General features: G+C 73.0%; 12 protein-coding genes. 8 read left to right on the top strand and 4 right to left on the bottom strand.

Going from position 1 to position 12,569, the window contains the following annotated elements:
- Positions 1-67 precede the first annotated feature (67 nt).
- Positions 68-1,654, bottom strand: coding sequence for a glycoside hydrolase family 10 protein (locus R9X44_RS15785; RefSeq protein ID WP_319814909.1), 1,587 nt, complete (start codon positions 1,652-1,654; stop codon positions 68-70).
- A gap of 73 nt (positions 1,655-1,727) precedes the next feature.
- On the opposite strand from R9X44_RS15785, the gene R9X44_RS15780 reads away from it, so the two are divergent.
- The 4 genes from R9X44_RS15780 (at position 1,728) to R9X44_RS15765 (ending at position 5,363) form a co-directional block, all read left to right on the top strand.
- Positions 1,728-2,219 (top strand): pyridoxamine 5'-phosphate oxidase family protein, encoded by a 492-nt coding sequence (locus R9X44_RS15780; protein WP_319814908.1) that lies wholly within the window; start codon positions 1,728-1,730, stop codon positions 2,217-2,219.
- 38 nt (positions 2,220-2,257) lie between these two features.
- On the top strand, positions 2,258-3,163 hold the full coding sequence (locus R9X44_RS15775; protein WP_319814907.1) for a metal-dependent hydrolase: 906 nt from the start codon (positions 2,258-2,260) through the stop codon (positions 3,161-3,163).
- Entirely contained in the window at positions 3,160-4,680 is a 1,521-nt protein-coding gene (locus R9X44_RS15770; protein ID WP_319814906.1) for a PDR/VanB family oxidoreductase, read from the top strand. The genes R9X44_RS15775 and R9X44_RS15770 overlap by 4 nt, the downstream gene beginning before the upstream one ends.
- A 71-nt stretch (positions 4,681-4,751) precedes the next feature.
- Entirely contained in the window at positions 4,752-5,363 is a 612-nt protein-coding gene (locus R9X44_RS15765; RefSeq protein WP_319814905.1) for a TetR/AcrR family transcriptional regulator, read from the top strand.
- A gap of 4 nt (positions 5,364-5,367) precedes the next feature.
- On the opposite strand, the gene R9X44_RS15760 is transcribed toward R9X44_RS15765, so the two are convergent.
- A complete protein-coding gene (locus R9X44_RS15760) occupies positions 5,368-6,603 on the bottom strand; it encodes an isochorismate synthase (protein WP_319814904.1) in 1,236 nt (411 codons plus the stop codon).
- 100 nt (positions 6,604-6,703) lie between these two features.
- Between R9X44_RS15760 and R9X44_RS15755 the strand changes: the two genes are divergently transcribed.
- Together R9X44_RS15755 and R9X44_RS15750 are read left to right on the top strand one after the other, a co-directional pair.
- Positions 6,704-7,477: a tyrosine-protein phosphatase gene (locus R9X44_RS15755; protein WP_319814903.1), complete on the top strand. Its 774-nt coding sequence runs from the start codon at positions 6,704-6,706 to the stop codon at positions 7,475-7,477.
- Positions 7,478-7,580: 103 nt separating this feature from the next.
- The gene (locus tag R9X44_RS15750; protein ID WP_319814902.1) at positions 7,581-8,768 is read left to right on the top strand and encodes a multidrug effflux MFS transporter; all 1,188 of its coding nucleotides are present in this window, start codon (positions 7,581-7,583) and stop codon (positions 8,766-8,768) included.
- A 3-nt stretch (positions 8,769-8,771) separates the two neighbouring features.
- Here the strand turns inward: R9X44_RS15750 and R9X44_RS15745 are convergent, their stop codons facing one another.
- Positions 8,772-9,407, bottom strand: coding sequence for an HAD-IB family phosphatase (locus tag R9X44_RS15745; protein WP_319814901.1), 636 nt, complete (start codon positions 9,405-9,407; stop codon positions 8,772-8,774).
- Between the two features lie 167 nt (positions 9,408-9,574).
- Here R9X44_RS15745 and R9X44_RS15740 point away from each other — a divergent pair, with 167 nt between their 5' ends.
- Both R9X44_RS15740 and R9X44_RS15735 read left to right on the top strand, forming a co-directional pair.
- A complete protein-coding gene (locus tag R9X44_RS15740) occupies positions 9,575-11,329 on the top strand; it encodes a hypothetical protein (protein ID WP_319814900.1) in 1,755 nt (584 codons plus the stop codon).
- Positions 11,326-11,502 (top strand): hypothetical protein, encoded by a 177-nt coding sequence (locus R9X44_RS15735; protein WP_319814899.1) that lies wholly within the window; start codon positions 11,326-11,328, stop codon positions 11,500-11,502. Before R9X44_RS15740 ends, R9X44_RS15735 begins: the two co-directional genes overlap by 4 nt.
- 6 nt (positions 11,503-11,508) lie before the next feature.
- Here R9X44_RS15735 and R9X44_RS15730 read toward each other — a convergent pair whose 3' ends face one another.
- The gene (locus R9X44_RS15730) at positions 11,509-12,528 is read right to left on the bottom strand and encodes a Gfo/Idh/MocA family oxidoreductase (RefSeq protein WP_319814898.1); all 1,020 of its coding nucleotides are present in this window, start codon (positions 12,526-12,528) and stop codon (positions 11,509-11,511) included.
- Positions 12,529-12,569 lie beyond the last annotated feature (41 nt).

The following is a 12,569-nucleotide window of genomic DNA, read 5'->3' as shown; positions in this document are numbered from 1 at the left end:
CTTCTTCCCCCGTCCCGGGCCGTTCTATTCGCCCCCGGGTGATCTCGGTCACTGCCGGTTTTCGACGTCAGGGAGCGCGCGTCGCGGCGGCTCCGGGAGCGCTCTCGTGCTGGTTGCGGTCGAGGGCGGTGACCCGGTACGTGTAGGCGCGTCCCGGCGTGGCGGAGGCGTCGGTGAACTCGGTGCCGCGCAGGGTCGCGACGAGGTCCTGCGGACGGACCGGCGCGCAGCGCTGCCCCTCTCCCGCGGTCCGGTAGACGGCGTAGGACGTGGCGTCGCCCTTCCACGTCACCTTGACGCCGCCGCCCTCGGTGGCCGCCTTGACGCCCGTGGGCGCGGCCGGGACCTTCCCCGTCTGCCACGGCGGGATGAGGGCGGGCCGCCGGTAGTGGTCGCGCAGGATGGCGCTCATGAACCCGCCCTTGTCGCGGGCGACGTCGGCGGAGCTGAAGTAGACGTCGCCGCGCACCTCGGGATATCTGCGGTTGAGGGTGAGGTGGCGGCTGATCTCGTCGGGCTTCTTCCAGACGGAGTCCGCGCCGACGCGGTACGCGCCCTGGCCGATGAACAGCCTGACGTCGGTGCCGCGCACGACGTTCGACCACCACGGCACCAGGACGCGGTAGTCGGCGCGCGGGTCGCCGATCGGCCAGTACAGCTGCGGGACGACGTAGTCGAGCCAGCCCTGGCGGATCCACTTGCGGGCGTCGCCGTAGATCGAGGCGTAGGAGTCGAGGCCGTTGGTGTCCGATCCGGCCGGGTCGCCCGACTTGTTGCGCCAGATGCCGAACGGGCTGATGCCGAACCGCACCCACGGCTTGGCCGCGGCGACCTCGGTGTGCAGCCGCTTGACGAGCTTGTTGACGTTGTCGCGCCGCCACGCGGCCTTGGTGGGGTAGTCCGCGCCGAACAGGCGGAAGGTCTTGTCGTCGGGGAACTCGCCGTCCGACGGGTAGGGGTAGAAGTAGTCGTCCATGTGGACGCCGTCCACGTCGTACTTGTCGACGACGTCCATGACGGCCGAGACGGCGAGGTCGCGGACCTGGGGAAGGCCCGGGTCGTACCAGAGGTACTTGCCGTACTTGTGCGCCCAGCTCGGGTTCTTGGCGGCGGGGCTGTCGGGCGCGAGCTTGGCCCGGTCGTTGTCCTCGCCGACGCGGTAGGGGTTGAACCAGGCGTGGAACTCGAGGTTGCGCGCGTGCGCCTCGGCGACCATGAACTTGAGCGGGTCCCAGCCGGGGTCCTTGCCCGCCTTGCCGGTGAGCCAGACCGACCAGGGTTCGATCTCGGAGGGGTAGAAGGCGTCCCCCGCGGGACGGATCTGGACGAACACCGCGTTCAGGCGCGCGGACTCCGCCTTGTCGAGCAGCGTGCGGAAGGCGGCCTTCTTGCGCTCGACGGGCAGCTTGGGGTCGCCGGGCCAGTCGCCGCCGTAGACCGTCGCGATCCACATGCCGCGCAGCTGCTTGGCGGGGTCGTCGGGGGTCGGTTTCAGGTCGGTGCACTCGGCCCCGGCCTGGGCGCTGCGCTCGGGCACCGCGATCTCGGCCTTGGCCTTCGGGGCGGGCGCGGGGTCGATCCCGCCTGCCGTCGAACACCCGGCGGCCAGGGCGAGCCCCGCCGCCGCCGTCACTGCTGTGCGCGCTCCACCCATATTTTGTGAGGCTACCCGGTCCGCCCGGCGCGGGCCCGCCGATTCTGTCGGACCCCCGTGCTGGTATGGGTCCATGGCTACCTGGAACGACGTGATCGAGACGGCCCCGGAGTTCGCGGCGGACGCCCGCGCCCTGTTCGACGCGCACAAGCACAAGACCATCGCCACGCTGCGCAAGGACGGCGGGCCGCGGATCAGCGGGATCGAGCTGGAGCTGGCCGGGGGCGAGGCGGTGTTCGGCATGATGCCGCAGTCGCTGAAGGCGCGCGACATCCGCCGGGATCCACGGGTGGCGGTCCACTCGGGCTCGGCCGATCCCGACCCGGAGAACCCCACGGCCTGGCCGGGCGACGCCAAGATCTCCGGACGGACGGTCGAGGTCGCCGACCGTGAGCTGGCGCGTGCGCTGTTCAAGGCGATGGGCGCGCCTGAGGAGGTCTGGGAGAGCCCGATCTTCGTGCTCGACATCGCCGAGGTCGTGGTGACGCGGGTGGCTCCGTCGGCCGAGTACCTTGACGTGCTGCTGTGGAAGGACGGACATGTCACGACATTCCGGGCCGAGTAGCCCTTCCCGTTTATTGACAAGTTGTCTACTATTGCGGCGTGCTGAAGGAGACACCGCCCTCCGACCGTCTCGTCCTCGGCGCGCGCGACGTGCGCTTCGACTGGTCGGACCTGCCACGCCACTGGGTGCCGGACGAACCCCTGGCGACCCACCTCATGAACGTGCTGCACCTGCTGCTGCCCGCCGGGGAGCGCTGGTTCGTCGCGGTCTTCCAGCAGGCGCTGCCGTTGATCACCGACGAGGAGCTGCGCCGCGACGTGCTCGGCTTCATCGGCCAGGAGGCGCTGCACGCCCGCGCCCACCAGGAGGTGCTCGACCACTACACCGCACAGGGCCTGGACTGCCGTCCGTTCACCGACCAGATGGAGTGGTTCTTCTCCGTGCTGCTCGGCGACCGGCCCCGGCTGCGCGGCAGGGCCGAGTCCGAGTGGCTCGTCTCGCGCCTGGCCATCATCGCGGCGATCGAGCACATCACCGCCTTCATGGGCGACTGGATCCTCAACGCCGAGGGGCTCGACCGGGCGGGCTGCGACCCGACGATGCTGGATCTGCTGCGCTGGCACGGGGCCGAGGAGGTCGAGCACCGCTCGGTCGCCTTCGACCTGTACCGGCACGTGGACGGGCGCCACCTGCGCAGGATCGAGGCGATGGTGCTCGTCGCGCCGATGCTGTTCGTGCTGTGGCGCAAGGGCGTCAGGTTCCTGTACTCGATCGACGGTGAGCTCGCCGGAAGGCCGCTGCCCCGGGTGCGCGACGTGCGCGGCCCCGCCTCGCGCGGGGTCACCCCCGCGCTGTCGCACCTCGGGCGCAAGGTGCTGCGGTACTTCTCGCGGTCCTACCACCCGTCGATGGAGGGCGACACCGACCAGGCGGTCGCCTACCTCGCGGCGTCGCCCGCCGCGCGGGCGGCCGAGGGGCGGGCGGCCGAGGGGCGGGCGGCATGAGGCTGCCGTCGGAGCTGCGCGGCAGGGGCGGCCCGGACGCCCTGTTCGCGCTGCTCGCCAGGATCTCGGCGGTGCCGCCCGCGATGGCGGCGCTGAACGGCCTGGGCCGCCGCCCGGCGCGTCCGGTGGAGCGCTCGCGGGTACTTGTCGTCGCCGAGGCGCGGCGGGAGGCCGAGGGCGTCGTCGGGCTCGCGTTCGCCGATCCGGCGGGCGCGCCGCTGCCGCCGTGGACGCCCGGCGCGCACCTCGACGTGCGGCTGCCTTCCGGGGCCGTGCGGCAGTACTCGCTGTGCGGGGATCCGGCCGATCGGCGGGCCTACCGGATCGCGGTCCGGCTCGTCCCGGACGGCGGGGGCGGCTCGGCCGAGGCGCACACGCTCGTGCCGGGGTCCGTCGTGCGGGTGTCCGAGCCGCGCAACGCGTTCCGGTTCACCGGGCGCGGCCCGTTCCTGTTCGTCGCGGGCGGCATCGGCGTGACGCCGATCCTGCCGATGGTCAGGGCCGCCGCGCGGCTCGGCGCGGACTGGCGGCTGCTCTACACCGGCCGCGACCTCGCGTCGCTGCCGTTCCTCGACGTGCTCGCCCGGCACGGCGACCAGGTGACGGTCCGCACCGACGACGTCGCCGGCCTGCCCGGCCCCGGCGTCCTCGACGGCCTGCCGGTGGAGGGCCGCGCGGTCTACTGCTGCGGCCCCGCGCCGCTGCTCGCCCTGGTCAGGGCCGAGTCCGGCGCGGCGCGCGAGTTCCACGCCGAGCGCTTCGCGCCCGAGCAAGTCGCCGACGGACGGCCGTTCTCGGTGCGCCTGGCCCGCACCGGCGTGACCGTCGAGGTGCCCGCCGACCGGACCATGCTCGACGCCCTCCGCGAGGCGGTCCCCGACGTCGCCTACTCCTGCCGCCAGGGCTTCTGCGGCACCTGCCGCGTCACGGTCCTCGACGGCGGCGTCGACCACCGCGACCGCCTCCCGCACCCTCCCACCAAGACCGGAACACCAACGCTCGAACCCCACGACACCACCGACAACACGCATGTCCCGGCACGTATCGACACCCCGGGCACACGGACCCCCGAAGCCCACAACACCGCCACGGAAACCCGCGTCGCGGGACGTACCGACGGTTCCGGGACACCAGCGCTCGAAGCACCCGCAAGCGGCGCGGACACCCGCGTCGCGGGGCGAGGTGGTCGTCACGGGATGCAGGAGGTCGAAGCGCCCACGGGTGCTGAAGAGACTCGTGTTCCTGCGCTTGGAGGGGATTCCGCGGGACGGATGCCCGGGGATGCCCGCGTACCGGGCAGCGACGGCGGGGCCGGAGGACTCGGGGACGGCGGGGACGGCCGCGTGCCGGGGGGTGACGGCGGGGCCGGAGGACTCGGGGACGGCCGCCTGCCGGGGGGTGACGGCGGGTTCGGGGCGGCTGGGGGTGCTTCGGGTCCGGGGCGGGTGGGCCGGGAGAATGAGATGATGCCGTGCGTCTCCCGCGCGTCGGGGGACCACCTTGTCATCGACCTTTGACCAGCCCCGGGAAGGGCCGTATGCCCACGACCGACAGAGAAGCCGCACCTACCGCCCCCCGGCCCCGCCGGATGTCCCCCGAGAACCGCAAGCAGGCGCTGATCGACGCGGCGCTCGAGCTGTTCGGCAGCGCAGCGCCGGAACGCGTCACAATGGAGGACGTGGCGGCGCACGCGCAGGTGTCGCGGGCGCTGGTGTACCGGTACTTCTCCAACATCGAGGAGATCCATGTCGCGGCGTTGCGCACGTCGGTGGACGACCTCGTCGCGCGGATCAGGCGTGAGCGCGACGGCGACCTGCTGACGCAGCTGCAGGACACCATCGGGGAGTTCGTCGCGTTCGCCGAGGACCATGCGGCGGGGTACATCGCGCTGCTGCGCGGCGGCTCGGTCATCGCGACGTCGGAGACCGCGGCGATGGTGGACGAGGCGCGGCACGCGGCCGTCGACGAGGTGCTGGTCAGGCTGGAGATCGCCGACCCGTCGCCGTTCCTGCTGCTGACGCTGCGCTGCTGGGTCGCGGCGTGCGAGGGCGCGCTGCTCACCTGGCTCCAGGAGCGGACCCTGGCCCGCGAGGAGCTGGTGCCGTGGCTGTCGGGGCAGCTCGTGGCGATGATCGCCGCGACGGCGGGACACGACCCGGCGATCGCCGCGTTCATCGCGAAGCTGGAGAGCCTGGCCTAGCCGCTCAGCCGTCGAGTGCGGCGCGCATGACGCCGAACTTGGCGCGCGCCTCGGCGATCTCGGCGGCCGGGTCGGAGTCTGCGACGATGCCGCAGCCGGCGAACAGGCGGGCGCGGCGGCCGTCGAGCTGGGCGCAGCGCAGCGCGATCCCCCACTCGCCGTCTCCCCGGGAGTCGACCCAGCCGACGGGCCCGGCGTACCTGGAGCGATCCATCTCCTCGAGCTCGCCGATGAGGTCCATCGCGGCGGCGGTCGGGGTGCCGCAGACCGCGGGGGTCGGGTGCAGCGCCTCGAGGACGTCGAGGACCGAGCGTTCGCCCGCCAGACGGCCGCGCACGGGCGTGGCCAGGTGCTGGACGTTGGCCAGGCGCAGCAGCTCGGGTTCGGCGGGCACCTCGAGTTCGGCGCACATCGGGGCGAGCGCGTCGCGGACCATGTCGGCGGCGTAGGCGTGCTCGTGGCGGTCCTTGGCGGAGGCGAACAGGGCCTCGCCCAGCGCGCGGTCGGCCGCCTCGTCCGCGCCGCGCGGGGTGGTCCCGGCCAGGACGAGCGAGGCGATCTCGCCGCCGATCCGGCGGACCAGCAGCTCGGGGGTCGCGCCGACCAGGCCGTCGACGGCGAAGGTGTAGCAGTCGGGGAAGCGCGCCGACAGGCGGCGCAGCAGGACGCGGGGGTCGATGGGCTCGTCGGCCTCGGCCCACAGGTCGCGGGCCAGGACGACCTTACCGAGCTCGCCCTGGCGGATGCGCGCGGTGGCGGTGCGGACGGCGTCGGCCCAGGCCGCGTCGCCGAGCGCGCCGCCGCGCCAGCTGACCCCGGACGGCGGCCGCGGCGGGTTGAGGGCGGCGCGCGGGTCGGCGTCGTCGCCGATGACGGTGTGCCAGGCGCGGCCGTCGCGCCAGCCGACGACGGCGCGCGGCACGATGAGGACGGAGTCCTGGCCCGCCGGGTCGAAGCCGAACGCGCCGAAGGCGACGGGCCCGGAGCCTGGCACGCCGACGGCGTCGTCGACCTCGGCGTCCGCGAACAGGGCGGCGAGCGCGGCGCGGGCGCGGGCGAACCTGTCGGGCCCGCCGGGGATCGGGACGCGGGCGGCCTCGCCCCAGCCGACGAGCCCGCTGTCGTGCCTGATCCAGGCGAGCGCGGCAGGATGCGGCAACGCCGCGACGAGGTCGACGGGGCCGGGGGCGGGTAGGGTCCGCACCGTCAGCCGCTCGGAGGTTCCCAGCAGTGCGCTCACGGGGCCACAGTACAGCGGAGTTGAACCCGTTCAAACCACACGTGTCGCTGCTCACACCGCGGCCGTCGCCGTGTCGGAGGAGACGGGTAGGCTCCCGATCATGCGGAACCGCTGGATAACCCTCGAAGGCGCCGTGAACGTCCGCGACCTCGGCGGGCTGCCCACCGACGGCGGCGGCGTCACCCGGTTCGGCCGGGTGCTGCGTTCGGACAACCTCCAGGACCTCACCGAGGCCGACGTGTCCCTGCTTGCGGGCGAGCTCGGCATCGGGCACGTGCTGGACCTGCGCACCGAGGCCGAGGTGCAGCGGGAGGGCCCCGGGCCGCTGACGCTCGCGGGGGTCGCGCACCACCACCTGTCGCTGTTCAGCGCCGAGGACGACCCCAAGGAGGTCGACGTCGACGCGGTGCTGCCGTGGCAGAAGCGCGACGCGCGCAGGGCAGAGGGCGACCGCTCCCTTGCCTCCTACCAGGGCTACCTGCGCGACAGGGCCGACTCGGTGCTGGCCGCGCTGCGCGTCATGGCGCACGAGGAGGGCGGCTCGATCGTGCACTGCGCGGCGGGCAAGGACCGCACGGGCGTCATCTCGGCGCTTGCGCTGTCGGCGGCGGGCGTGCGGCGCGAGGCGGTCGTGGCCGACTACGCGCTGACGGCCGAGCGCCTCGACGCGATCCTCGACCGGCTGATGGCCTCGGCGACCTACCGGCAGAGCCTGAGCGGCCGTCCCCGCGAGACGTACATGCCGAGCACCGACGTCATGGTCCGCTTCCTCGACGGCCTCGACGCGTCCTTCGGCGGCCCGCTCGGCTGGCTCGACGCGCACGGCTGGACCCGCGACGACACCGGCGCGCTGCGCGCCCGCCTCGTCGGCTGAACCCGGCTCCCCGAGTGGGATAAAACACTCCGGACGGCAGAAAGAGCACAGCTTGCCGTATTCTTCACTTTTCCGGTATGAATTACCTAGAAGTGGAGGCCGGATGCGCAGGATGTTCGTGTTGCTGGGGGCGCTGACGTCGGCCGGACCGCTCGCCATCGACCTGTACCTGCCCGCCCTCCCGCAGATCGCCGCCGACCTCGGCACGAGCCCGACGGCCGCACAGCTGTCCCTCACCGCCTTCATGGTCGGGCTCGGCACCGGCCAGATCGTCGTCGGCCCGCTCAGCGACGCGTTCGGACGGCGTCGCCCGCTCCTCATCGGCCTCGCCGCCTTCGCGGTGGTCTCGGCCTCGCTGACCGTGGTGCGCGAGGTCGAGGTGCTCATCGCGCTCCGGGTCGTGCAGGGCCTCACCGCCGCGACGGGCGTCGCGCTCACCAAGGCGGTCGTGCGCGACCTGTACAGCGGGGTCGAGGCCGCGCGGTTCTTCACCATGCTCATGCTGGTCACCGGCTTCGTGCCGCTCATCGCGCCGGTCGCGGGCGCACAGCTGCTGCTCGTCGCGCCCTGGCCTGGGCTGTTCGCCGCGATGGCCGCGATGGGCGCGGCGCTGTGGCTCGCGGCGCTGCTCGCGCTGCCCGAGACGCACCCGGCGCGGGCGCGGGTGGCGGCGTCGACGCGCGCGGTGCTGCGCTCGATGGGCACCGTCGCGAAGCACCGGACCTTCCTCGCGTTCACCCTGACGGCGGGCTTCGCGAGCGGCGCGATGTTCTGCTACCTGTCGGGCTCGTCGTTCGTCCTGCAGGGCGTGTACGGGCTCAGCCCGCAGTCCTACAGCGTCATGTTCGCGGTGAACTCCGTCGGCATGATCATCGGCGGCCAGACCGTGGGACGGCTCGCCGGACGGGTGCGCATGGGCGTCCTGCTGGGGGCGGGTCTCGGCCTGTCGGCGGCGGGCGGGCTCGCGGTCCTGGGCGGGGTCGTGACGGGGGCCGGCCTGCCCGTCATCGCGCCCGCGCTGTTCGTGCTGATGACGGGTCAGGGCGCGGTCTACCCGATGGCGCTCACGCTCGCGATGTCGAGCCAGCCGACGCATCGGGCGGGCAGCGCCTCGGCGCTGTTCGGACTCGTCCAGTGGACGGCGGGCGGCCTCGCCGGACCGCTGGCCGGGGCGTTCGGCACCCAGACCGCGCTGCCGCTCGCCCTCGTCGTCGCGGTGCTGGGCGTCGCGGCGTGCGTCAGCGGCGCGGTGTTCACCAGGGGCGCGGCGGGCGGCCCGGCGCCGGCCTGACGCTCAGTCCAGCAGGGACCTGGCCAGGCCGTAGGCGTCGGTCAGAGACTCGCCCCGGTAGGACAGGGCGGCCAGGTCGGCGAGGTGGTCGTCGGCGTTCACCGCGACGGTGTGCTCGAGGTGCCGGAACAGTGGCACGTCCGAGAGCGAGTCGCCGTAGGCGACGACCCGGGAGACCGGCAGCCCGTGCCGTAGCCGCAGGTCCTCGGCGGCGCGCACCTTGGACTCGGGCAGAAGGATGCCCGCCGGGTCTACCGGAGCGCGGAAGGGCACGGCGGGGAAGCGCGACGCGACGACCTCGTCGACGCCGAGCCCGCACAGGTGCGCGGCGAAGAAGTCCGGCGAAAGGGTGATGACGGCGGTGCGCCCGCCCCGCGCGCGGATGTCGGCGCAGACGTCGCCGATTCCGGCGAGCCAGGGGGACGCGGCGAACGCCTCCACGACGTGGTCGGGGGTGAGGGCGTGCCAGAGCGCGCGGATGCCGACGGCGAAGCCCGGGCCGTCGATGCGGCCGGAAACGAAGTCGGCTTCGAGCGCGGCGAGTTCGGCGGCGACGCCGAGGACCGTGGCGAGCTCGCGGCTCGCGGTGGTGCCGCGCAGCAGCGTGCCGTCCATGTCGAAGAGGTGCAGTTCGCTCACGGGTCCATCCCAGCATGCGCTGCGCGGCGCGCACACCTGGTTTTCCGCGCGGGCCGGTGTGGTGAACATCGCTCACTGGTTTCTTGTAGAACGAGACATCGGCTAATGACACATAGGGAAGTGATGCGTTACGGTGCCGGGGATTCCGAGCAGTAGAGGAGGGCAACGTGGGCGTTCTCGCCGAGGAACTGAAGCCGGCCGGAGGGGCCGCGCTCGACCAGGTGTTCATCGCCAGCGGGGCGGGCGTGGTGCTCGCCGTCGTGCTGCTCGCGCTCGGCTGGGGCCACCGGACGGGCAAGCTGACCCTGCTGACGTCGGTCGCTTCACTGACCACCCGGGGCGGCAGACTGGGCATTCCGGGATGGGCCGCGCTGCCGTCCATGGTCTCCCTGGTTTCCCTGCTTACGGCACTGCTCGGGATGTACTGGGATATCTCCCTGCACATCACCCGAGGCCGTGATGAAGGGCCGCTCGCGAACATCGCGCACTACCCCATCCTCATCGGACTGTTCGGCATCTTCGCGGCGGGCGTGCTCGCGCTCGTGCTGCCGCTGAACGAGAAGCCGGGACCCGCGCCGGTGCGCATCACCAGGAACTGGTACGTACCGGCCGGAGGCGTCCTCGTCGCGGGGGCGGGCTTCTACGCGCTGCTGGGCTTCCCGCTGGACGACGTCTGGCACCGCATCTTCGGCCAGGACGTGACGCTGTGGGGCCCGACCCACCTGATGCTCATCGGCGGCGCGGGCCTTTCGCTCGTCGGGATGATGGTCCTCGAGCGCGAAGGACGCGTCGCGGGGACGTCCGGCGACAAGGTGATCAGCTACCTGCGGCGCGGCAGCATGGCGGGCGGCCTGCTCGTCGGGCTTTCGGTGTTCCAGGCCGAGTTCGACTTCGGCGTCCCCCAGTTCCGCCTGGTGAACCAGCCTTTCCTCATGGCCCTCGCGGCGGGCTGCGCGCTCGTCGTGGCGCGGCTGTGGGTCGGCAGGGGCGGCGCGCTCATGGCCGCCGCCTTCTACCTCCTGGTGCGCGGCGGCGTCTCGCTGCTCGTCGGCCCGGTCATCGGCGAACTGACGGCCGCGGTGCCCATGTACCTCGCCGAGGCGCTGCTCGTGGAGCTCGTCGCGCTCGCGCTCATCCGGCGGCCGTACGCGTTCGCGGTGGTCTCCGGCCTTGTGGTCGGCACAGCCGGGTTCGCCGCCGAGTACTTCTGGACGGGCGTGGCCTACCGGCTGCCTTGGACGCCCGACCTCGTGCCGGAGGGCGTCGCCATGGCGGTCGCCGGAGGGCTCGCGGGGGCGGTCCTCGGCGTCCTGCTCGCCGAGGGGCTGGCCGGGCGGCTCCCCCGCCCGGCCGTCGCCCACGGCATGTTCGCCGGGGCGCTCCTGGTGATCGCCGGATGCGTCGCCAACGGGCTCGTCGCGACGGTCCCCGGCGACCTTTCGGCCAAGGTCGAGATGGGCCCGGACAACAACGCGGTCATCACGCTGAGCCGTCCCGTCGACGACCCCGCCTGGGTTCAGGTGACGGCGTGGCAGGGCGGCGACCTGCACGTCGACCCGCTGGAGCAGACCGGCGCGACGACCTACCGGACGACCTCGCCCATGCCGGTAGAAGGCGAGTGGAAGACCCTCATCCGCGTCCACGACGGACGCGAGCTGTCGGCGATCCCGATCTACCTGCCGAAGGACCCGGCGATCGACGCCGAGGAGCTGCCGGCCGAGCCGTCGTTCACCCGTCCGGCGCAGTCGGAGAAGCTGATCCTCCAGCGTGAGCTGAAGACCGACGTGCCCGGCTGGCTTTGGGGGACGGCTTCCCTCGTCGTCCTTGTGTGCTCGCTCGCCCTTGTCGTGGCGCTCGGGTGGGGTACGCAGCGGATCGCCCGTGCCACCCGGGAACGTCCCGATGTACGGTCTCGGTCATGATTGTCGCCGACCATTCCGTCACCGAGGCCATCGCCCTCTTCGTCCCCGCGCTGGCCATCGTGTCGGTCATCGCAGGCGCGGTCATCATCGACCGCCGCAGAGGCGCGGCGGAGGAGGCGGCCCAGGCCGCCGAGCCCGCGGCCGAAGCCGAGCCGAAGCCCTCCGAGTCCTGACGGTCGCTAGCGGCCCACCGCCGAGCGGAGGGCCGCCTCGATCACCTCGAGCCCGGCGATCGCGTCGGCCATCGGCACCGGGGGCGGCGCGCCGTTCTGGAGGGTCGCGGCGACGCCCTTGTAGAAGTCCTGGTACGCGCCCGCGTCCGTGCGCACAGGGCGGGCCCGTCCGGGGACGCCGAGCAGGCCGTAGGTCTCGGGCGGCATCTGCCCCCAGCCGGGCTCGCGCGGGGTGCGTCCGGCGCGCAGCGCGGCCTCCTGCCCGTCCATGCCGTGGATGACGTAGGACGCCTCGGAGCCGAGGACGCGGAAGCGCGGTCCGAGGTCGGCGGCGGTCGCGCTCATCCACAGGTGGGAGCGGACGCCGCCCTCGTGGGTGAGGCCGAGGAACACGTCGTCGGGCACCTGTGCGCCAGCGCGCCGGGTGTCCACCTCGGCGTACACGTGGGTGGGCGGGCCGAACAGGCAGATCGACTGGTCTACGAGGTGGGTGCCGAGGTCGTACAGGATGCTTCCCGCGTCGGCGGGGTCGCGGGACTCCTTCCAGGACTCGGCGACCTCGGGCCTCCACCGCTCGAAGCGTGACTCGAAACGCCGCACTTCACCGAGCGCGCCCTCGCCGATGAGCCTTCTGGCCGTGCGGAAGTCACCGTCCCAGCGGCGGTTGTGGTACGGGAAGACGGGCGGCCCGTAGGACTCGAGTTCCCTCGCCTGCGCGGAGGTCACCGCCACCGGCTTGTCGACCACGACCGGCAGCCCCGCCTTGAGCGCGCCGGTGGCGAGCGTGACATGGGTGCGGTTGGGGGTCGAGACGACGACGAGGTCGCAGTGCTGCGGCTCGGCGAAGACCGCGGCGGGCTCGGGCAGCACCGCGACGCCCGGGTAGCGCTGACGGACCGCCTCCTGGCGCTCGGGGTTCCCGGTCACGACGGCGACCAGCATCATCCCCGGCACCGAGCTGATCAGCGGCGCGTGGAACGCAGCGCCGCCGAGCCCGTATCCGATGAGGACCACACGCAACGTCATAGACCGATCATGACAAACCAGATGCGGAGGACAAGCGGGAG

Origin of the sequence: Actinocorallia sp. A-T 12471 (genome assembly GCF_033875155.1) — a bacterium.
Taxonomy (GTDB): Bacteria; Actinomycetota; Actinomycetes; order Streptosporangiales; family Streptosporangiaceae; genus Actinocorallia.
The sequence above is the reverse complement of the archived record's forward strand: the minus strand, read 5'-3'. Positions and strand labels throughout refer to the sequence as shown.

Coding starts and splice junctions, on each gene's coding strand:
- R9X44_RS15785 (WP_319814909.1), bottom strand. CDS start 1,654: ATGGGTGGAGCGCGCACAGCAGTGACGGCGGCGGCGGGGCTCGCCCTG.
- R9X44_RS15780 (WP_319814908.1), top strand. CDS start 1,728: ATGGCTACCTGGAACGACGTGATCGAGACGGCCCCGGAGTTCGCGGCG.
- R9X44_RS15770 (WP_319814906.1), top strand. CDS start 3,160: ATGAGGCTGCCGTCGGAGCTGCGCGGCAGGGGCGGCCCGGACGCCCTG.
- R9X44_RS15765 (WP_319814905.1), top strand. CDS start 4,752: ATGTCCCCCGAGAACCGCAAGCAGGCGCTGATCGACGCGGCGCTCGAG.
- R9X44_RS15755 (WP_319814903.1), top strand. CDS start 6,704: ATGCGGAACCGCTGGATAACCCTCGAAGGCGCCGTGAACGTCCGCGAC.
- R9X44_RS15750 (WP_319814902.1), top strand. CDS start 7,581: ATGCGCAGGATGTTCGTGTTGCTGGGGGCGCTGACGTCGGCCGGACCG.
- R9X44_RS15735 (WP_319814899.1), top strand. CDS start 11,326: ATGATTGTCGCCGACCATTCCGTCACCGAGGCCATCGCCCTCTTCGTC.
- R9X44_RS15730 (WP_319814898.1), bottom strand. CDS start 12,528: ATGACGTTGCGTGTGGTCCTCATCGGATACGGGCTCGGCGGCGCTGCG.